Origin of the sequence: Legionella beliardensis (assembly GCF_900452395.1) — a bacterium.
In the GTDB taxonomy this organism is placed as follows: domain Bacteria; phylum Pseudomonadota; class Gammaproteobacteria; order Legionellales; family Legionellaceae; genus Legionella_C; species Legionella_C beliardensis.
Genome location: NZ_UGNV01000001.1, coordinates 3,137,471 through 3,158,920 on the forward strand (window position 1 = coordinate 3,137,471; position 21,450 = coordinate 3,158,920).

Consider the following 21,450-nt stretch of genomic DNA (forward strand, 5'->3'; position numbering starts at 1 on the left):
GTTAGTTTATACTGAATCTTATTTAAAAAAATAATATATTATCAACAACTTGAAATATATAAAATGATGCTCGCAGGCATTAGTAGGACTCATAATGCCTTAGTCATTTACACAGTAATTAAAAAAAGTTGCACCTATTTATAAGGATTGATAATGCGATATTTATTTAAGTTCATAACAAAGGGAGTTCAAGGCTATGTGTATTTTGCAGACATAGAAGCTAATAATATTTTAAAAATACAGTTAGATGATAAACCTTGGCACGAATTATCTATAGAGTACATTGTCATGTCTAAGCATTTCGGAGAAAAGCACATTCACTTAGATAGAAATAATCTTGGTTGCGAACACATGTATATCCCTTCAACCTCTTTAGAAGACGAATTTCCCTGCATTTATATAAACAAAAGAATGTTTGCTCTAGAAAATTTAGATATTAAGGAATTTAAATTTGATGAAGATAATAATCCTATACCGCCACCTAGTTCCATAGAGCATCATGCTACTTTAGAAAATTATTATGATTTTGATGGCTTTAAGCATTGGATGGAAAAAAATCTAAGTCGCTATGAAGTCGATTTTTCATCAAATATTTTTGAGCACACGATGATGCAATTAGCAGGCATCAAATTTCCTTTTTATGGTAGATATAAGCGCTACGGTGACACCTATACGCCACATTCCTTCTTTATCAAATTAGACTTATTTAAAGAAACTACCGCAGCCTTGGCCCATTATTTTAACCAAACCTATGGGGAGGGCATAGCTGAATATGACCCTGGTTTAAATAGGGTTAGGTTTCCCATTAAAGTATTTATGGAAAAAATCTTACCTGATTTTGAAAAAAAACTAGCAGAGACCTTCTTGGTGCCCAGAATACAAGAAATTTATCAAAAGCCATATAAGCGCTTAGATAAAGCCTTAAAAAATGTTTTGGTAACTAGATTCCCTCCTGTTGATCAATATAGCTTTGACAATCTTGTAGAATACCTTAGATTAATTTTGCAGAAATATAAGATTACGCTTGCCTCAGATGTTATTGAACACACCATGTTGCAATTAGCAGGAATCACCGCCTTTCCCTTTGATGGCAAGTATATTATCGATCAGAGCGCCCAAGCTCCAGAGTACTTACGTCTGAATTTAAGTATATCTCAAGAAAAAATGATTACATTTATTAATTATTTTAATCAAAACTATGGCGCGGGAACCGTTGAGCTTACGCCGCAATTTGATAATGAAAGCGCCCTTGCTGTTCAGTTTCCAGTAAAGGCATTCTTTGAAAAGATCCTACCCGATTTAGAAGATAAATTTGCTGATATTTTCTCAGATATTAAAATGCAAGAAGCTTATCAAAAACCATTCAAATACTTAGATAATAACTTAAAGCGACATTTGTTAAATAAATTTTCTACTTCCACAAATTGGCTTTCCTTTAGTTTATGGGGCGAAGAAAATAAAAACCTCCCGCAGGAAGAAGCCGTTAATAACACGTATCAATCAGGAAGCTGGTGTAATTTGATATAAATAATCACCTTTTAAATACTTAATTGAATTTCAGTCAGCCCATTCTTTCCAAGAATGGGCAACTCATAGTTAGAATTTACCCTTGCTCTAATGGCAGCTTTATTCTTCTTTCTTAACAGGCCTCTTCCAGCCCAAAATTGTTTTTTGTCGGCTTTCACATAACGTTAGCTCACCAGCTGGGACGTTTTTACGAATCGTACTGCCAGCACCGATTGTTGCATAAGCCCCTACCGTCACTGGTGCAACTAATTGCGTATCAGAGCCTATAAACACCCCATCTTCAACGATGGTTTCATGCTTATTTACGCCATCATAATTGCAGGTAATAGTACCCGCGCCAACATTAACTTGCTTCCCTAAGGTTACATCACCTAAATAACTTAGATGATTGGCTTTGCTGCCCTCAGCAAACACAGCTTTTTTCGTTTCAACAAAATTACCTATTTTACAGTAAGGACCTAGCTCTGTGCCTGGGCGTAAACGAGCAAAAGGACCTATTTGACAAGACTTACCAATCTTACACTCTTCAAGCACGCTATGGGCATACACGTCAGTGCCTGCATCTAATGTTACGTTTGACAGGAGACAATTAGGGCCAATAGAGCATCCTTCGCCTACTATTACTTTACCAATAAAAACACAATTAACATCAATAAACACATCCTTACCACAAATCAATTCACCACGGATATCAATTCGACTAGCATCAGCAATAGACACACCTTGCAGCAATAATTGCTCCGCTTGCCGTTGTTGCCAAGCCCGCTCCAATTGCTGTAATTGCAGCCGTGTGTTCACACCTTGAATTTCCAAAATATCATCCACAGTAAGCGAAGTAAGGCGATACCCTTCTGCAACAGCAAATGAAATGATTTCTGTAAAATAATATTCCTTTTGAGCATTATTATTACTTACTAACGGCAACCAGCGTGCTAAATCTGCTCCTTCTACACAGCAAATACCAGAGTAAATTTCATTGATTTGTTTCTGTTCTGTATTCGCATCTTTTTCTTCCACGATAGCGCGTATTGCACCTGTTTCATCGCGAATAATACGACCTAGCCCAGTTGGATTAGCTAATTTAGCAACTAAAAGTGCTAAGGAAGTTGATTGTTGTGAATTGCCCTGAGAATCTTCTACTAATTTTTGTAACGTGTTTACCTGAATTAAAGGAACATCCCCTAAGAGGATTAAAACCTGTGAATTGAGTGAAATATAAGGCAGCGCTTGCTTGACCGCATGGCCTGTACCCAATTGCTCTTCTTGTAAAATCCAAGTGACATCTAAGTGGCCTAATTCTTGCTTCACTTGTTCGCCGCCGTGGCCATAAATGACATAAATGGCATCAGGATTTAATTGTTGCGCCACATTAATAACGCGCGCTAGCATAGGCTGACCCGCAACTGTATGAAGCACTTTAGGTTTATTAGAATACATTCGCTTTCCAAGCCCTGCGGCAAGAATAATAATTTGTAAGGCCATAATTTTTGTAATTTCCTTAAGCTAATTGGCATCATCCTAGCTGGTAGATACCGGAATTAAGCAGTCTGATTTGATGTTGATTATATTAGAATTACTGATATCATAAAAAAATTGCGCCACAAGGAGTAGTGAAAAATGACTATTTTTTTAAAAATAATTCGCGATTACTTAACTAATGAATTAACAGACTATATAGGCACTTCATCGTCTTCAGATAAGTCGGTTATAAATTACCTTTCTCAAACATTATATGCAGGAAGAGAAAAGCAACTCTCTAACCAAAAGCGAGCCATTGCTAGCGAATTAATTCAGGAGTTAAAGACATTTAAACTGCCTGAGCTTGCTTTACCCAAAGAAGATAGCTCGGAAGGAGAAGGTGCTAATAAAGACAATGACTTAGACGTAGAAAACGATAAAGGCAAAGAGAAAGAAGTGGCAGAGCTTGCAGAAGAGGTCAAGCTTCCCACTACCTCAAACGCTTCGGACACGTCTATAGCTACAGAAATAGCCCAACCTTCTCAGGATTATCTTAATACGAATCAAATTATTAGCCTATTGCTTGCGGCAAAAGCAGCGGCAAAAAAAGAAAGTGATGCACTCAATTACGACGAAGGAACGTTTGGTCCATTAATAATTGACATGATCAAAGTAATAAATAATTTTCTAGGAAAACTAAAGGACATGCAGCTACAAGATATACCTGATGATAACGATCCCTACAATAAACTTTGTTATTATCTTGCTACCTACCTCTTTAAGAATACCTTAGGAGAACTACATCCAAGTGCGCTTGCAAGAATAACTACTAATCCTAAAATTACTAATTCGCGTAAATTAACCCGAGAAAAAGAATTACTTGTTAAAGAGAGAATTATTGCTTGTAAAGAAGACCTAGAAACCTTAGATATACACCATACTAAATATCATCAGACAAGAAGAAGCCGCGTATTAGCTCATATACATGAGTTAAAAGAGCTAAATCAAGGAAAAGTTAATGAGTATGGCTTAAATATTACTATACCTATTACTTTAGCATTCTTTTCTACCCTCAAAATCAATGGCCCTAAACTAGGACCTGAAGCAGGAATGCTCAATGATTGCTTAACTGAAGCTCAAAATGCTATAAAAAAGGAAAACTTAGAGCACGTTGTAGAGCAAATCTCTTCGGTAACTTTAACATAGCACCTTACAACGCACTAAGCTCACCACAAAGATTAGTTTCCATTAATTTTTTTATGTGGGTGGGCTTAAGATTCTTACTTAATAAGTAGAGTAGCTTACAATGAGCAGCTTCAGGCGTCATATCTCGCCCACTAATTAAGCCTGCCTGCTTTAAACCATGGCTTGTGGCATATTGTCCCATTTCTACTGAGCCTTGCTGACATTGGGTACAATTAACAATAATAATGCCGCGCTCACACGCTTTCGCTAACAGCGTTAAAAACGTCTGCTCATTATTCGGCGCATTTCCAGCCCCATATGTTTCTAACACCAGCCCATGCAATGGCTGCTGCAGCAAATAAGCTAGAATATCTGTTAAAAACCCTGGGAATAAGCGAATATTAGCAATAAAATGCGGTGAAATAGTTTGTAATTTTAATTCCTCTGCAGGTAAAGGAAGTAATAAATGGCGATGGATATTAATAGCAATACCAATACTTGCTAGATGTGGGTAATTAGGCGAATCAAAAGCCTTAAAGCGTTGTGCACTGATTTTTTGGGCCCGATTACCACGCAATAAATGCTGATTAAAATAAATGCATACTTCATGAATAGGTGTATGCGCACATAACCATAATGAAGTAATAATATTATCGATTGCATCATTTCTTACTTCGGATAAAGGAATTTGCGAACCAGTTAAGATAACAGGCTTAGCAAGATGTTCTAACATAAAAGATAAGGCTGAAGCGGTGTAAGCCATGGTATCTGTGCCATGAAAAACAACAAATCCATCATAAGCCTGATAGTTTTCAAATATATCTGCAGCTATTTGATTCCAATCATTCATGGTCATATTAGAAGAATCAAGTAACGGCTCATACTCTTTAATATCATAGCTAGGCATATCAGCATGATTTAAAGCAGGGATTTGAGCTAATGCCTTATGAATATACCCAAGCTCAGGCTCATAACCATAACTTGTTTTAACACTACTAATAGTGCCGCCGGTATTGATAATTAATACACGTTTTTTCATCTTTTTAATTAATGCTTTTAAAAGCTTATCAGTTTATCATATTGGCCTATTTTTTTGACTGTATTCGGATAGTAATTAAACAAGTTTTTATCTACTAATGCTTGAATTTATACAAGTAAATTGCAGTTAAATGACAGGTAAAAACTGTTAAATTTTCACACAAATTGCTAATATGAAAATTTATTTTCCAAATCTATTGACAAAAAATAAAACATAGTGTTTTAATATATTTCATATAGAGAATAATTGAATAGGGATGCAAGAAGAGATAAAAAAAATTATAACCTTAACTAAAAGTAAATTAGGTTACAAAAATGTAAAGCTTCACCCTCAATTCTTGTTTCCCAAATGCATATTATGATATAAAAAAAATCATATTGAACGATAATAAATTACATAAAATTCAATATCATTAGATTAACTTTAGGCGCTGAGGTGTGCTATGGGCAATGATATCCTTCTTGGGAGTCAATTATTAGGCCAGGGAGGAATAGAAAGGGCAGACGTATTAAATGGATTAGATGCAAGTATAAAAGAGCTGTACTTAAACTCAAGTTTAGACACCCTTCACCATTTACGAAAACAATTGCCTACAGTAGCAAATTATTACAGCAGCCAATTAGCTCAAACTAATCCTGCTTACTTTAAATTTTTAAATCCCAAACAACGGCAAGCGTTAGAAGACAAATTATTATTCGCATTTTATATTCTTTCTTTAGAACACAAACGCCATACTATGGCCCAACGAAAAGCTAAAATTGCTGAATTAGAAGCAAACTTACAACACTGTAGTCTTTTATTAAGTAAACTTAGAGCAAGCGCCGATCCTTTGTCACCCCAAAATCAATTAAATGCAGAACTTAATGAATCACCCAAATACTTAAAATTCTTTGGCTACGTTATTGTAGCGCCTTATATCGTGCAACAAATAATGGCATTTGTTGATAATAAGGCACAGAGCATTAACAATGCTAAGACTGGCACTATTATTGAGTCTTTATCTAATATCAATGAAGCAAGGCTCTTTTGGGTATGGGCAGGTGGCATGCTAACCAGCATTTTTGAAATGCTGCCAGATAGCTTTTACAATAACCAACAAGCAAAAGATCATATTGGTGATGCTGCACCTATCACCGGCTACATGAGTTTTGTTCTTTATTACACACGCTTTGCTATTAATTTTTTACTGCTTTTAAAGCATACCTTTAAAGGCCCGTGGATGAGTGAAGAAGAAAAAAGTCTCAATCTCTCAACGTGGGAAAGGTTTAAAACCCAATGGAATCAGCGTAAATTCGCTTTATTAAATGATTTAATCTGGGCTTCAGCGAATATGGCCTGCTTTTTCTGGCTTAAAGGTACGGGGCAGCTAGGTTATATAGGTAATGTTGTTACCGCTGGTTTACTGGTAATGGATTTGGTATTAACAATTTGGCGTTTTTGGGAAGAAAATACGGTGCATAATAAGCAGATACAGGCATTAAAACAAGCCCAAGCAGAACTAAAAGCACAGCACGAACGTTTAGAAAAAAGATTTAGCGCGTTATGTAAGATTAAACAATTATCTGACGAAGACGCTTTAGAGAAGCAGAAATTATTACAGCAATTGCAATCATTAGAATATAAGATAAATGACAATCTTAAACTAGAAGAAGAAATGAATTTTGATTGGAAATATAAGCGCTATAGTCACATTAATAATATCGTTTATGCTGCGGGCTTATTATCATCGTTTGCATTGATGTGTTGTTGCTTTGTGCCAGCAACGCTAATAGCGCCTGCTCTTGCAATGACTCTTGGTCTTGTTGGTGCAGCTTTATGCTTTGTTTTAACAACAGTCTATGCGGCAACTAACTTTGCTATTGAAGTAAGTAAATTAACTGAATCAAAGCGCCTCATTGAAAAAGAGAGAGAACGACTCTACCAAGAATTTAAAAATTTACTAAGCGGTGATCAAACTAAAGAAATAAAAGATCAGCAAAGATTAATTTACTTACAGATTGTAGGCTTAGATGCAGACTCTGAATACAAACAACGTTTGATTGCCTTTGAGCGCATTAAATTAGCTAAATCTATTTTAGTAGACGCGTTAATTCCGGCGATTGTTTTTGTGAGTCTAGTTTTTATACCAACAGCAGGAATAGGTATTGGTGTTCTAGCTGCTGGTATTGCGTTAACCTTGCTGATTAATACCTTAATTAATCGAATGGGACCTAAAGAAGCTAAGGCACCTGAATTTGATGACAACGCCTTTGTAGCATTTAAGGAAGAAGCATTAGCTCCCCCGGTTATTCCGAAAAAAACAGGAATCAGCAACCCCTTTAGATTCTTGGGTGATTGGAGGAAGGCAAAAGAGCAAGAAGAGCGGGACGCTCTATTAGCGCATGACCCTTTTGCACAAGTTCCAGTTTAGTAATAGGCGCTGTTATAAAGCCGTCGCTAAATCCTCTTAAAATTAGCCAACTGTGCGCAAACTAGTCCTCCTAGTTCTGCGCCTTTTATCTATTATTATCTTAAACCTTAAGACGTTAAGCATTTTATAGGTAAAATAAAACTCAGTTAAATTAATTGACTATACTGCTAGAAAGATTATTAAATACAAATTTTCTTAAATGGCTAAGGAGCAGCTCATGTGTGGTCGATTCGTTTTAGACATTGATGCAGAAGCCTTAAAAAAACAATTTGACATTGTGGCTGATGAATCATTAGCACAAGGTTATAATATAGCGCCAACAGAACAAGTTCTATGCTTAAAGCAAACTGATAAAGGCTTGGTAGCCGTTAATATGAAATGGGGTATTACAGCCTGGTATCCAACTAAAAAAAGTACTTTATTATTTAATGCTCGCCAAGAGAGTGTTGCTGAAAAGCCAACGTTTCGTCAAAGTTTTAAACATCGACGCTGTTTAATGATCATGAGTGGCTTTTTTGAATGGCAGCATACAACACAAGCAAATACGGCTAAAAAGCAGCCCTTTTATATTACCAGAGCCGATCAAAAACTGATTGCAGTCGCTGCCATTTGGCAACAAGACCAAACAAATACAGCTTCACCCCCGGCTTGCTGCTTACTAACCACAGATGCTAATGATGTAATAAAAAAGCTTCACAATCGCATGCCCTGGATTTTAAATGAAGACCAGCAAGAACAATGGTTGCAGCCTAAGCCTTTCGATTTAACCGACCTTGAAATCATTAAACAGCTTAATCAACCCCTAGAATTAAACTACTTTCCAGTAAGTACAGCCACTAATAATGCCCGCTATAAATCAAAAGATACGATACAGCCTTTATAAGCTATAGTAAAAATAATTTAGATTTCTCTCTAGTTGCTCGCGCTCATTCTGCATAATTTATTTTCAATTAATAATTTCTTAATATTTTTACTGTATCTTATCCAAGAGAGCCAATTTTTTTGATGTTAATAAATTGGCCTAATTAAAATTGTGTAAGATGCTTAAAATCACTAATCCTGGAGAATTAAAATGAGAAAGCTTATCGAATTAAATACTGCAAAAGAAAACACTATCCCCACTAAAAAAGAAATCCGTCAACCTCATTACCAGGACTATCTTTTTAGCAACTAATCCACCATCCGCATGTCCCTTTCATACTACAATTATCGATAACAGCCACCCTACTAGTCAGTGTCAGCCAGAGGGGCAAGATCCCGGCGCATTATTAGATGAGTTAAATTATCAATTCCTTTCGATTCATCAATCAACATCTCAATTGAAAAGCAAAGCGATAGACTATGTTCTTGTTTATATAGGTAATGACTTATCCTTATGGCAAAAAAATAATGAAAATCAGTATAAAAAAATAAAAAATGCAACCACACCCGCTGCTCAAGGTCAATATACTCGCCTCAAACAAATTAGCCATATTCCTTTAACTATCCAAGCATTAATTAAAAACTACCGAAAAAGCGATGAAACAGAGGAAAAATTTGTTAATCAATTAAGTCAAATGCACGCGAAGTTAAATACTATCCTAGCAAGTATTGAGAAGGTGCTGATGAATAAAGGCTTGATAGCAACACAGCAAGCAATTCTTGAAAAATCAATTAACTTACTTGCAGCACTGATTAAGCAGCCAGAGCCTGCTCAGGCAAAGCAATTATTAGCGGCTTATCTAGCTTCTCTTGGACCTTATCTAAAACAAAATATGTTAGACAGTACCAAAGCTCAGGTTCATGAAATTGACCAACTGCTAGAGGGCTGGGGATTAAAAAATACCTCCGTTTTGAAAAATACAAGAGTACTGGTAGTGGGTCCACATGGGCCAAGACAAGGCCAAGTAGATATGCAATATTATACTAAGTTATATCAAACGGTTGGCGAGCAGCAACCTGATGATATAGAAAATAATTATCTGTATTATATCGAGATGCTACCTTGGCAGATGCAAAATTTGGACATAGAAAAACACTTAATACAAAACTTTCTAATGGGTTCTGAGTACAATAAAACCATAGGTAAGAAAGTTCTAAATAACCGGTATGGCATGTTCAGAGATATACTTGAAAAAAGTGCGCCAGAAGCGATTGATGAAGTCCTTTTAAATAAGAATTAATAAGGTCATGCAATCATGCTGTAATTATAAAAGGCAGGTGATATGAGGTATTTTTCACTCTACTCTGCCTGATTTAACGTATTTAACCTGCTATTCCATTACTCAAATTGGCAGGATGCAAAGAAATTAGTTATTAAATATGAGTTGCCTCATCAACAGTTTTAATTATTCCTTTGTCCACATATACCGGCGCTGCAATGCGGCGGATTGCAGGAAGCTTTTGTATATACCAACCTAGAGCTAATAATAAGATTATTGCAGCAATACCAAACGCTATCATCACATTAAAAACACTGCCTACTAGACCATAAAATAATGTACTACCAATAGGAATAGTGCCAAAACTTACCATGGTTATAATACCTATTACACGACCTTGAAATTCGGCAGGTACGAGTTGTTGGATAAACACCATGCCTGCTGTTAAAGTTAGCATTAAACCAAGGTCAATAAAAAATAACATTGGCATTGCCCAAAGGATTGAACGACAGAAAGCAAGCCCTAGCATACTTATTATCAGAATGGCAGTTGCAATGATGAAAATACGATTTAATCCTAATACCGATTTCCGTGCTGACATATAAAATGCTCCAAGCGTCCCACCTATCCCACCTACAGCCAATAATAATCCTAACGTACCTGGCGTACCGCCTAAATAATAGCGATTAACAACTGGGACTAAAAATAGATAAGGCCATCCTAATAGCCCTATGATGCCTAAAAGTATAACAATAATAAAAACAGGTAATGAATTTTTAACATAAACTAAACCTGCTTTCATTTCTTCGAGAACCGACTTTTTAGTTTCAGTTATCGTCGCTTTATTGTGAACAGCTAATAAGCAAACAAAACTTGCTAAAAATAGCAGTGCATTAAACCAGTAGGTCGCCCCTTCACTACAGTAACTAATTAAAAACCCTCCTAATCCATAACCAAAAAACATAACCACGCGATTGGTAGAATTAATTAAGCTGGTAGCATTTCCTATGGTATTTTGATCAGGAATAATATCTGCTACATTCGTCACGATGGCGGGAAAGTAAAAGCATTGGCTAAAACCATAGATTAAAACTAAAAATAGCATAACCCAGAAATTTGGCCAGCCAAATAATAATATTATTGCCATCGCTAGTGCCGCAGCGAATCCTGATAGCGAGACTATCCTCATAATTATTGGACGTGAATACCTATCTACAATCGCCCCGCTTAAAGGACCTAATAGCATCGGTAAATTAAAGCCAAAACCAATCAAGCCGGCATAAAATGGTGAGTTACCTTTAATATGAGTAACGATTAAGCCAAAAACCATCCCCGCCATCCATACTGATGTAAAAAAAAATAGTTCTGAGGCGTATAAAAAACGAAATTCTTTGTAAGTAAATGGCTTTATAAAAGGCAGGTGCGCAAATTTCATAAATTTACTCTTAATAATTAGCGTAACTGCTGCTGTTAAATAAATGTTATCCTGTAAACATGCATTAATTACAGAAGCTAGATTAAAATTAATTACCCCTGTTTTAATCTAATCTTAGCAGCTTTAAAACGCAATTTCTGACCAAGAAAAATCAAAATAGATTACTTTGCTTCGCTTCGCTCACAAAGATGAGTAAATGTGTACTAAATTAAATTGCTGCTTATGGCAAAGGAATAAAGAGAATATTTATAAATTAGCTAAATTGCTCTTATAAATAAAATGTGTATAAATTTATTAATACTTGTATTGAATGAAATTTTTTTAAGTTAACTTGTTGATATTAAATGATTATTAAATAATCCTATCTGTGGATAAATTGTGAATATCATTGTGAATAATATGATTAAGCAATCATGGATATGGTTTTACAATTAGAAAGACAGCTCGTGCTCACTATTGGTTAATGAACACGAAACAAACTATAAGCTATTTTTTTACTTAAGACTTTGTCTTAATTTTTGGATAGCGCGAATCTGAGCTACAGCACGTGCTAATTCGGTCGCGGCCAAAGCGTAATTTAGTTCAGCATTTTTATTAGTCATTGCTTCTTCTGCACGAGCTTTAGCTGCAAGCGCTGCTGCTTCATCTAAATCTTCAGCACGCTCAACAACATCTGCTAAAACAGAAACGTGATAGGGCTGAACCTCAAGCATACCACCAGAGACATAATAAATATCTTGCCCACCGCCTGGATGAGTGATTCTAATTTCTCCAGGCTTTAATACGGTAAGTAATGGTGCATGTCCAGGTGTAATACCTATTTCACCTAGCTCACCGGTAGCTATCACCATTTCAACACAGCCTGAAAAAATTTCTTGTTCTGCGCTGACAATATCCAAGCGAGTTGTATTTGCCATACTATCACCTTGCCTCATAATGTTTTTGCTTTAGCGACCGCTTCTTCAATACTACCAACCATATAGAAAGCTTGCTCAGGTAAATCATCATATTCACCAGCAAGAATACCTTGGAATCCTTTAATAGTATCTTTTAGTGAAACGTATTTTCCTGGTGAACCTGTGAATACTTCAGCAACAAAGAATGGTTGTGAAAGAAATCGTTGAATCTTTCGGGCACGAGTAACGATACGCTTATCTTCTTCAGATAATTCATCCATACCTAAAATAGCAATAATATCTTTTAATTCTTTGTAGCGCTGTAACGTTTGTTGAACCCGACGAGCTGTGTCGTAGTGTTCTTGGCCAACAACTAATGGATCTAACTGGCGTGATGTAGAGTCTAATGGATCAACCGCAGGATAAATACCTAGTTCAGCAATCTGACGTGATAACACCACAGTTGCATCTAAGTGAGCAAACGTTGTTGCAGGCGATGGATCAGTTAAATCGTCCGCTGGCACGTAAACAGCTTGTATTGAGGTAATAGAACCCGTTTTAGTAGAAGTAATACGTTCTTGCAACATACCCATTTCTTCTGCAAGCGTAGGCTGATAACCTACAGCAGAAGGCATACGACCTAATAAAGCAGATACTTCTACACCCGCTAGAGTATAACGATAAATATTATCAATAAAGAGTAATACGTCTCGGCCTTCATCACGGAATTTTTCAGCCATGGTCAAGCCTGTTAAGGCAACGCGTAGACGATTTCCAGGTGGCTCATTCATCTGGCCGTAAACGAGTGATACTTTATCAAGTACATTGGAATCTTTCATTTCATGGTAGAAGTCATTACCTTCCCGGGTACGCTCCCCAACGCCTGCAAATACTGAATAACCACTGTGCTCAATAGCAATATTACGGATTAATTCCATCATATTAACTGTTTTGCCTACACCAGCACCACCGAAGAGACCAACTTTACCACCTTTCGCAAATGGGCAAAGCAAGTCAATAACCTTAATGCCTGTTTCTAATAACTCTTGACTACCGGCTTGATCTTCATAACTTGGGGCTTTGCGATGAATTGGTAAATATTCTTCCGCATCGATTGGGCCCATTTCGTCTATTGGACGGCCTAATACGTCCATAATACGACCTAATGTCTTTTTACCCACAGGCACTTGAATGGGTTTACCTGAGTTAGTAGCCTGAACGCCACGTTTAAGCCCTTCAGTCGAACCCATAGCAATCGTACGAACGACGCCATCGCCTAATTGTTGCTGTACTTCAAGCACTAGCTCGTTATTTAATTGCAGTGCATCATTAACTTTAGGGACGTTATCACGATCAAATTCAACGTCTACCACTGCACCAATTACTTCAACCACAGTACCTAAACTCATAAAATTTACCCTCTTATAAAGCCGATGCGCCACCGACAATTTCTGCTAACTCTTGTGTAATGGCAGCTTGTCGAGCTTTGTTATAGGCCAATTGGAATTGTTTAATTAATTCACCAGCATTGTCAGTCGCGCTTTTCATTGCAATCATTTTTGCTGCTTGCTCACAAGCAATATTCTCTACAACAGCTTGATAGGCTTGTAATTCAAGATAGCGTCCTAATAGAGCATCCAATAACTCTTTAGCATCGGGCTCATAAATATAATCCCAGTAGTGACCTAGTCTTTGATTATCTTCTTCTGCAATAGGAAGAGGCAGGAGCTGTTTAACTAGAGGCTTTTGAGTCATTGTATTGATGAATTCATTATATACAATGTGCAAAGCATCAATCTGACCGTTGTAGAAAGCATCTAACATGACTTTAACTACACCGATTAAGTCTTTCACTCCTGGCTTGTCACCTAAATGATCGACAGAAGCAATAATATTACCACCTACACGTTTGAAAAAAGCCTTACCTTTGCGACCAATGACGCCTAGATCTATCTCTTTATTTTCAGATTGCCACTGGCGCATGATACGTACTGTTTCACGCAATAAATTCGCATTTAAACCACCCACTAAACCTCTATCAGAAGTAACAACGATTAAACCAACTCGTTTAATCTCCCGGGCAGTCATAAATGGATGCCTATATTCAGAATTAGCACGCGCAATATGTTTTACAACATCATATATTTTAGTGGCATAAGGTTTAGATGCTCGCATCCTATCCTGCGTTTTACGCATTTTACTTGCTGCAACCATTTCCATCGCTCGCGTGATTTTTTGCGTGTTTTTTGTACTCGCAATTTTCGAACGAATCTCTTTTGCTCCAGGCATATCATCACCTTAATCTATTTGTTGGGCTTTTTTAGCCCATCTGCACACTTAAAATGTTTTACCAGCTACCAGTACGCTTGAATTCTTCTACGGCATTTTTTAACTCTGCTTCGATATCATTATCATAAGCACCAGTTTCATTAATTTTATTAATTAAAGATGCATAAGAAGAGCTCATAAACCCTCTCAACGCTGCTTCAAAACTGCCAATCTCAGCTAAAGGAATATCATCTAAGTAACCTTTTTCAACAACAAATAAAGAGATACTCATTTCAGCCACAGACAGTGGGGAATATTGCTTTTGCTTCATGATTTCAGTAATCCGTTGCCCTCGCTCTAATTGTTTGCGAGTTGCATCATCTAAGTCTGAAGCAAATTGAGAAAATGCTTCTAATTCACGAAACTGAGCTAATGCTAAACGTGTACCACCACCGAGTTTTTTCATAATTTTAGTCTGAGCAGCACCACCTACACGCGATACAGAAAGACCTGAGTTAATTGCAGGACGAACGCCTGAGTTAAATAAATCCACATCAAGAAATATCTGACCATCGGTAATTGAAATGACGTTGGTAGGTACGAAAGCGGAAACGTCGCCTGCTTGCGTTTCAATAATTGGCAACGCAGTCAATGAACCTGTTTTCCCTTTTACTTCGCCATTCGTTAAACGCTCAACCTCTTCAGCATTAATACGTGAAGCACGCTCTAATAAACGTGAATGTAAATAGAAAATATCCCCAGGGTAAGCTTCACGACCTGGAGGACGTCTTAATAGTAGAGAAATTTGGCGATAAGCCCAAGCTTGTTTAGTTAAGTCATCATAAACAATTAAGGCATCCTCACCACGCTCCATAAAATATTCACCCATAGCACATCCGGCATAAGGTGCAATAAATTGTAAAGCTGCAGAATCAGAAGCACTCGCCACAACGACAATGGTATGCTCCATTGCCCCATGCTCTTCAAGCTTACGTACTGTATTAGCAATAGAAGAGGCTTTTTGGCCAATAGCCACATAAATACATTTAATACCAGTGCCTTTTTGATTGATAATGGCATCAATAGCAATAGCAGATTTACCTGTTTGACGGTCACCAATAATCAGCTCTCGCTGACCACGACCTACTGGAATCATAGCATCAATTGCTTTTAATCCAGTTTGTACAGGCTGATCAACTGATTGACGAGCAATAACGCCTGGGGCTACTTTTTCAATAGGTGACATTTTTTTAGCATTAATTGGGCCCTTGCCATCAATAGGATTACCTAAAGCATCAACAACGCGGCCTAATAATGCTTCGCCTACGGGCACTTCAAGAATACGACCTGTACATTTGCCCTTTTGGCCCTCTGATAAACTTGAAGCGTCTCCAAGAATAACAGCACCAACCGAATCGCGCTCTAAGTTAAGTGCTAAACCATAGATGCCACCAGGGAATTCTATCATTTCACCCTGCATTACATCCGCTAAACCATGAAGGCGAATAATTCCATCTCGTAAGCTAACAATTGTACCTTCATTTCGAGCTTCTGAAGCAACATTAAATTGTTCAATTTTCTGCTTAATTAGTTCGCTAATTTCAGATGGGTTTAATGCAACTTGTTCTGACATGAAATCTATCCTCTTAATTTATGCGGCCAAACTGGTGCTAAGTTTATCTAATTTGCCACGAACCGAGCCATCTATCACTAAGTCGCCAGCAAGAATCACAGCACCACCTATCAGCTTTTTATCAATAGTAATTTGCAGAGTTACTTTGCGCTGCAAGCGACCGCTTAGTGTATTAATCAATTTCTGCTGCTGATCTTTAGACAATTCTGAATAGCTAATAACATTTGCTATGAGTGTTTTTTCTTGTTCTGCACGCATTGCTTCAAATAAATTGTAAATATCAGGCAAAGCCATTAAACGTTTATTCTCAGCCAGTAGCGTTATAAAATTTTTTAGGTAAACTGCATCCTCAGAAGCAATTTTATTAGCACTCATTAATAATTCAACGTGCTGCTCTACTGTGGACGCAGGGTTATTAATAAAGTTTGCTGCGTTTTTATCTAACACTACTAATGCTAAATTGTGCAAGTATTCTGACCCCTGGCGTAATTTCCCAGCATCAAAGGCATATTTAAAAATAGCTTTGGCATAAGGCCTAGCAATTGTTACGCTCTCAGACATGTCCAATCTCTTTATTTAATATTAAATTTCTTCAATCAAGCTATCTAATAATTGATTATTTGTCTTTTCATCAATGTTTCGCTGAAGAATTACCTCAGCTCCCGCTACTGCAAGCTGAGCTACTTGTTTACGCAAGCTATCTCGCGCCTGATTAATTTCTTGTTGAAGTTTCTCATGCGCTATTTTAGCTTGTCGCTCCGCCTCAAGCTTTGCTTCTTCTCTGGCTTCTTCAATTAACTGTGTGGCACGTTTAGTCGCTTTTTCAACGATTTCTGAAGCTTGCGCTTTAGCATGCTTTAGTTCATCTTTGACACGATATTGTGCTAACTCTAACTCTTTACGGCCTCGTTCAGCCGCAGCTAGTCCGTCTGCAATTTTATTTTGACGCTCTTCCATAGCTTTTGCCAGAGGAGGCCAAACAAATTTCATCGTAAACCAAACAAACACTGCAAACACAAGCATCTGTATAATTAGTGTAAAATTAATATCCAATGCTGTCTCCCATAGCTTTTAAAATGCAAAGGCACCTTTTATGTTATCAAGCACCTAAATTACTTAGGAAAGGGTTAGCAAAGGTAAAGAATAAGGCAATACCCACACCAATCATCGTTACCGCATCAAGTAAGCCCGCAACAATAAACATTTTTACCTGTAACATAGGTACCATTTCAGGTTGACGTGCAGAACCTTCAAGAAATTTACCACCCAAAAGTCCAAAACCTATTGCTGTACCTAAAGCACCAAGGCCAATTAATAATGCGACTGCAATAACAGTCATACCTTGAACTTGCGCGATTAAATTTGCAGCTTGCATAGAAATCCCCTTAAATGAACAATGATGTTAAAATGAACTAATGATCCTCATGAGCTAAACTAAGGTAAACAATCGTTAAGACCATAAAGATAAATGCTTGTAAGGTAATGACCAATATATGAAAAATTGACCAGCCAAGCGATAAAAGAAATTGCGCCACGCCTAATGTTGCAGTGCCTGCTATCGATGACTGGGCTGTCACATTCAGTGTGAGTAAAGCAATTAAAATAAAGATTAACTCGCCTGCATATAAATTTCCAAATAGTCGCAATGCTAGTGAAATAGGTTTTGCAATTAACCCAACTAGCTCTAATAGCATATTAAAAGGAATAAACAATGGATGATTAAAAGGCTGCAAGGTTAATTCTTTAACAAAGCCTTTCATACCTTTAATTTTAATGCTGTAGAAAATTATTAAGAAGAATACTGATAATGCTAACCCTAGCGTTAAATTTAAGTCATTGGTCGGGACAACTTTAAGATAGTGGATACCAAGTGATTTAGCCATAATCGGTAAAACATCAACCGGTACAATATCCATAAAATTCATTAAAAATACCCAGGTAAAAATGGTGAGCGCTAATGGCCCAATCAATTTATTTTTACCATGAAAACAATCTTTTACTTGGTTATCAGCAAACTCAAGCATAAGCTCGGCAAAGTTTTGTAATTTACCAGGGATGCCTGTAGTAATCTTACGGGTAGCAAAATATAAAAGCCCTAAAACGGTAAATCCTAAAACCACGGAGAAAAATAACGTATCAAGATTAATGGTCCAAAAACCACCTGAAGACCCTAAAGTCATGGTTTTTAGATCATAGGTCAGATAAGTTAGATGGTGTTTAATATAATCTGTACTTGATGCCATTTCAGTCACTTTTAGGCCTATTCTGTCTATTATCAACGAGCAATGGTGAAAACCAATGTATCATAACCACTACTATATATGTTAAAAAAAACGCCAGAGGAGTTACCTCAAAATATACAAAAACCAAGGTAAACAGCGCGATTGATGATATTATTTTTAGAAATTCTCCAAGATAAAAACTTCTAATTATTTGTCTTGCTGCTCTTGCGCCCTGATATTGAAATAACTTTCTTGCAAATATCAGCGAGGGCAAGAAGGCGACTAAACCACCTAATAATGCAGAAAGAGCTGCTTGCTTACCAGCGGTAATGAGCATCCCTAGCGCAATTAAAGCACCAACTATTAGCTGAGCTAACAGCAAGCGCCAAACCGGGCGCAAACTACGATCATCTTTCACGAGTATACCTATCTTTACAGGCGCGGATTATAAAGTAATCAATTTGGATAAGCAACGCCAATTTATAGTTTTGCTAGCCTTTACTATAAATTATTACCTTGCTTAACCAGAAAGGGTGGTAAATTCAGATCAAATTGCCTATATTTTAAATTGAGGTTGTTATTTTTAAGGCCATTGAAACTACTCACTTAATTCAAAATAGATGTTAAGTTTGTGTTTATGATGGCAACTTTAATTAATCTCATAGATAGGAATAAGTTATGTCTGAAAAGCAACAAGGTACAGCGTACAGCATGCGCGAAAAAATGCTCAACCGTTACGGTGATAGTATATACCATAAACACAATAAAAACCACCATCCCTACCGTAAACATTCTAAATCCCACCCAGTTCGACAAGAAGAACTTCTAATCGAAGAAGCAGATCAAGATTCTACTGGCCTGCCACGTACAATTAAATTAAGAAAAATGCGTAAACGACTGGATAAAGGTCGTTACCATTGATAAAGTTAGCATTAACCTCCAGGTTAGCCACTTCCTGGTTTGGGTCGGTTGCCCTGTGGCCTTTAGATAGGCCACAGATCTTAACCGGCAGGTGTCTCGCTTAAATTTAAATAACGCATCAGCTTTACCACACGTACGACCCCTTCTGTATTCCTAGCTATACTCAAAACTTGATCGGCTTGTTTAGGCCTTACATCCCCCATAATATACACGATTTTATCTATAGTAATAATTTTAAATGCGTTAGGGTCAATGTCTGCATCTGCAAGAATTTGGCTCCTTATTTTAGTCGTTAACCAAGTGTCAATTAGATCATTTGCTTGCCCTGAATAAACGGCAACTTGAAAAAATATCTCACGATAGCCTGTTAATGATTTTAGGCGCATATGTGCTAGATGACGCAGTTTCTTTGAGGGTAAATGACCCGCTAATAAAATATCGCCTTTAAATACAGCTAAATCCAGGTAGCATCCCTCTTGTTTCAACATTCTGTCTTGAAATAATAAATGATTTGCCTGTACAGCAAGTTGATAATCATAGAATTTTTTATAAACATTGTGACGATCGTAGACGAGGGTTGCACCAGTCCATAAGCTGCTAATGCAACCATTTAACATAAAGATTGGAATTAGGAATAATACATAAAGCTTTGATCGATACATATTTAGTAAATCCTTTACTTTAAAGTACCAGCTAGCTTTTAATTCAAGAGAATTAAGTAATGTACCGAAATACTTTAACTACTTTGCGAACATCAGTTACATGTCTTGCTACATCGACCGCAAGATACGCCTGCTCATGAGTTACAGTTCCCATTAAGTAAACAGTTGCATTTTCAGTAACCACTCGAATTGAGCCTGACTCTAAATCTTTTCGACCAAGCATATAGCTACGAACTTGCCCGGTAATAAAAGTATCTTGTGTCTTTTGCTTAAGCGATAAGGGAAGTCCTATGGTTAATTCATTATACACCCGCCGAACTGCAGGAGTATTTTGGGCAATCTTCTCAGCAGCAACGCGCAAAGAAGGAGACGTAGTTTGGCCTACTAATAAAACGACCTGATTAAAGCTAATGACTTCTATGTGCGATCCTCTAAAACGAGCGTCTTCAACCAGCGCTTTATGGATAAGGTGAAATATACGCGCATCACTTTCCATTGTCTTTAACGTTCTACGATCATAAACAATCATTCCTGCAGCAGCACCAGCGACTACTACAGCTACACAACTACACAGCAAACTACTAATTAACACATACACCAAAGCACGATACTTCATTATTACTCCAACATCTGTCCAAACAAAGATTGATCGATTAAATCGCAAAAACAATGCAAGATAAATAAATGAGTCTGGCGAATTAAAGCTGTATTATCAGCAATTACTCTAATTTCAATATCCTCAGGGCCTAAGTGGTTTGCTAAAACACCTCCGTCGCGGCCACTTAATGCAATTGTATCCATTCCTCTATCGTTCGCTGCATTAACAGCATTTAAAATACTATCAGCATTCCCCGAAGTGGAGATAACTAACAAGATATCTCCCTCTTGGCCCAACGCTTGTATTTGACGAGCAAAAACATGCTCATAGTGGCTATCATTTGCTATTGCGGTAACAGATGATGTATCACCAGTAAGTACAAATACAGGTAAAGCAGGTCTTTCGACCACAAAATGATTTAGCATGGCAGCAGAAAAATGATGGCAATTAGCAGCAGAGCCACCATTGCCACATAATAATATTTTGCCATCATTTAATAAGCAATTGACTAAACGAGCACCTGCTTTTGCTATGAGTGCTGATAAAGAATCTGCAGCAGAGATCTGTGTTTCAATACTCATGCCAAAAAGCTGTTTTACTCTTTCTTCCATCTGTGACATAACGAATGATTCCAACGTTTATACATCGTAACCGACTTTTAATTTTTTTAACAAGCGCATTTTACGGGATAAAGGCATTCTTAATCCACTCAATGTTTTGTAAACGGCTATCAATGCCAACTACATCAAACCGAACAGGGTATTTATCGCCCCATTTTTTAGTTAGAATAAAATGGTTTGCTGTCTTTATAATCTTTTGCTGTTTTGTAAGTGTAATACTTGCAAAAGGACCGCCAAACATAGATGAACTGCGCGCTCTTACTTCGATAAAGACTAAATAATTACCATCTTTCATAATTAAATCTATTTCACCCCAGCGGCAACGATAATTATTAACAAGCAATGATAAACCTTGCTTGAGAAGATAGTGGCAAGCCTGTTGTTCTGCAGCAAAACCTAATTGTTGTGACATAAACTTTCCAGGATAATTTAAAT

General features: G+C 37.1%; 22 protein-coding genes. 6 read left to right on the forward strand and 16 right to left on the reverse strand.

Annotation, left to right across the window (positions count from 1 at the left end; all coding sequences use genetic code 11):
- Positions 1-153: 153 nt before the first annotated feature.
- Positions 154-1,527 carry a hypothetical protein gene (locus tag DYE47_RS13880; RefSeq protein WP_115303935.1) on the forward strand — a complete coding sequence of 458 codons (1,374 nt, stop codon included), beginning with the start codon at positions 154-156 and terminating at the stop codon, positions 1,525-1,527.
- A 99-nt stretch (positions 1,528-1,626) separates the two neighbouring features.
- Here DYE47_RS13880 and glmU read toward each other — a convergent pair whose 3' ends face one another.
- Positions 1,627-3,009 (reverse strand): bifunctional UDP-N-acetylglucosamine diphosphorylase/glucosamine-1-phosphate N-acetyltransferase GlmU, encoded by a 1,383-nt coding sequence (gene glmU / locus DYE47_RS13885; protein WP_115303936.1) that lies wholly within the window; start codon positions 3,007-3,009, stop codon positions 1,627-1,629.
- A 135-nt stretch (positions 3,010-3,144) separates the two neighbouring features.
- Here glmU and DYE47_RS13890 point away from each other — a divergent pair, with 135 nt between their 5' ends.
- The gene (locus DYE47_RS13890; RefSeq protein ID WP_115303937.1) at positions 3,145-4,191 is read left to right on the forward strand and encodes a hypothetical protein; all 1,047 of its coding nucleotides are present in this window, start codon (positions 3,145-3,147) and stop codon (positions 4,189-4,191) included.
- 4 nt (positions 4,192-4,195) lie between these two features.
- On the opposite strand, the gene ansA is transcribed toward DYE47_RS13890, so the two are convergent.
- A complete protein-coding gene (ansA, locus tag DYE47_RS13895; protein WP_115303938.1) occupies positions 4,196-5,209 on the reverse strand; it encodes an asparaginase in 1,014 nt (337 codons plus the stop codon).
- 442 nt (positions 5,210-5,651) lie between these two features.
- Between ansA and DYE47_RS13900 the strand changes: the two genes are divergently transcribed.
- The 3 genes from DYE47_RS13900 (at position 5,652) to DYE47_RS13910 (ending at position 9,781) form a co-directional block, all read left to right on the forward strand.
- On the forward strand, positions 5,652-7,619 hold the full coding sequence (locus DYE47_RS13900) for a hypothetical protein (protein WP_115303939.1): 1,968 nt from the start codon (positions 5,652-5,654) through the stop codon (positions 7,617-7,619).
- Positions 7,620-7,836: 217 nt separating this feature from the next.
- Positions 7,837-8,502, forward strand: coding sequence for an SOS response-associated peptidase (locus DYE47_RS13905; protein WP_160149907.1), 666 nt, complete (start codon positions 7,837-7,839; stop codon positions 8,500-8,502).
- Between the two features lie 436 nt (positions 8,503-8,938).
- The gene (locus DYE47_RS13910; protein WP_115303941.1) at positions 8,939-9,781 is read left to right on the forward strand and encodes a hypothetical protein; all 843 of its coding nucleotides are present in this window, start codon (positions 8,939-8,941) and stop codon (positions 9,779-9,781) included.
- A gap of 133 nt (positions 9,782-9,914) precedes the next feature.
- On the opposite strand, the gene DYE47_RS13915 is transcribed toward DYE47_RS13910, so the two are convergent.
- The 10 genes from DYE47_RS13915 to DYE47_RS13960 form a co-directional block, all read right to left on the reverse strand.
- Positions 9,915-11,195 (reverse strand): MFS transporter, encoded by a 1,281-nt coding sequence (locus DYE47_RS13915; RefSeq protein WP_115303942.1) that lies wholly within the window; start codon positions 11,193-11,195, stop codon positions 9,915-9,917.
- Positions 11,196-11,689: 494 nt separating this feature from the next.
- The gene (locus DYE47_RS13920) at positions 11,690-12,112 is read right to left on the reverse strand and encodes a F0F1 ATP synthase subunit epsilon (protein WP_115304101.1); all 423 of its coding nucleotides are present in this window, start codon (positions 12,110-12,112) and stop codon (positions 11,690-11,692) included.
- A 14-nt stretch (positions 12,113-12,126) separates the two neighbouring features.
- Positions 12,127-13,500, reverse strand: coding sequence for a F0F1 ATP synthase subunit beta (atpD, locus tag DYE47_RS13925; protein WP_115303943.1), 1,374 nt, complete (start codon positions 13,498-13,500; stop codon positions 12,127-12,129).
- A 13-nt stretch (positions 13,501-13,513) separates the two neighbouring features.
- Positions 13,514-14,380, reverse strand: coding sequence for a F0F1 ATP synthase subunit gamma (gene atpG / locus DYE47_RS13930; RefSeq protein WP_115303944.1), 867 nt, complete (start codon positions 14,378-14,380; stop codon positions 13,514-13,516).
- A gap of 58 nt (positions 14,381-14,438) precedes the next feature.
- Positions 14,439-15,992, reverse strand: a complete 1,554-nt coding sequence (gene atpA / locus DYE47_RS13935; RefSeq protein ID WP_115303945.1) for a F0F1 ATP synthase subunit alpha — start codon at positions 15,990-15,992, stop codon at positions 14,439-14,441.
- Positions 15,993-16,010: 18 nt separating this feature from the next.
- Positions 16,011-16,553, reverse strand: a complete 543-nt coding sequence (locus tag DYE47_RS13940; RefSeq protein ID WP_115303946.1) for a F0F1 ATP synthase subunit delta — start codon at positions 16,551-16,553, stop codon at positions 16,011-16,013.
- A gap of 21 nt (positions 16,554-16,574) precedes the next feature.
- Entirely contained in the window at positions 16,575-17,045 is a 471-nt protein-coding gene (locus tag DYE47_RS13945; RefSeq protein ID WP_115303947.1) for a F0F1 ATP synthase subunit B, read from the reverse strand.
- A gap of 46 nt (positions 17,046-17,091) precedes the next feature.
- Positions 17,092-17,367 (reverse strand): F0F1 ATP synthase subunit C, encoded by a 276-nt coding sequence (gene atpE, locus DYE47_RS13950; RefSeq protein WP_115303948.1) that lies wholly within the window; start codon positions 17,365-17,367, stop codon positions 17,092-17,094.
- A 37-nt stretch (positions 17,368-17,404) separates the two neighbouring features.
- The gene (atpB, locus tag DYE47_RS13955) at positions 17,405-18,235 is read right to left on the reverse strand and encodes a F0F1 ATP synthase subunit A (protein WP_115303949.1); all 831 of its coding nucleotides are present in this window, start codon (positions 18,233-18,235) and stop codon (positions 17,405-17,407) included.
- A gap of 1 nt (position 18,236) precedes the next feature.
- The gene (locus DYE47_RS13960; protein ID WP_115303950.1) at positions 18,237-18,632 is read right to left on the reverse strand and encodes a F0F1 ATP synthase subunit I; all 396 of its coding nucleotides are present in this window, start codon (positions 18,630-18,632) and stop codon (positions 18,237-18,239) included.
- A 260-nt stretch (positions 18,633-18,892) separates the two neighbouring features.
- On the opposite strand from DYE47_RS13960, the gene DYE47_RS13965 reads away from it, so the two are divergent.
- A complete protein-coding gene (locus DYE47_RS13965; RefSeq protein WP_115303951.1) occupies positions 18,893-19,135 on the forward strand; it encodes a hypothetical protein in 243 nt (80 codons plus the stop codon).
- Positions 19,136-19,215: 80 nt separating this feature from the next.
- Here the strand turns inward: DYE47_RS13965 and DYE47_RS13970 are convergent, their stop codons facing one another.
- The 4 genes from DYE47_RS13970 to DYE47_RS13985 form a co-directional block, all read right to left on the reverse strand.
- Complete coding sequence (locus tag DYE47_RS13970) at positions 19,216-19,797, reverse strand: BON domain-containing protein (protein WP_115303952.1); 582 nt, start codon at positions 19,795-19,797, stop codon at positions 19,216-19,218.
- 52 nt (positions 19,798-19,849) lie between these two features.
- Entirely contained in the window at positions 19,850-20,413 is a 564-nt protein-coding gene (locus tag DYE47_RS13975) for a BON domain-containing protein (protein WP_115303953.1), read from the reverse strand.
- A gap of 2 nt (positions 20,414-20,415) precedes the next feature.
- Entirely contained in the window at positions 20,416-21,015 is a 600-nt protein-coding gene (locus DYE47_RS13980; RefSeq protein ID WP_115303954.1) for a D-sedoheptulose-7-phosphate isomerase, read from the reverse strand.
- 61 nt (positions 21,016-21,076) lie between these two features.
- A complete protein-coding gene (locus DYE47_RS13985) occupies positions 21,077-21,427 on the reverse strand; it encodes a YraN family protein (RefSeq protein WP_115304102.1) in 351 nt (116 codons plus the stop codon).
- Positions 21,428-21,450: the final 23 nt, after the last annotated feature.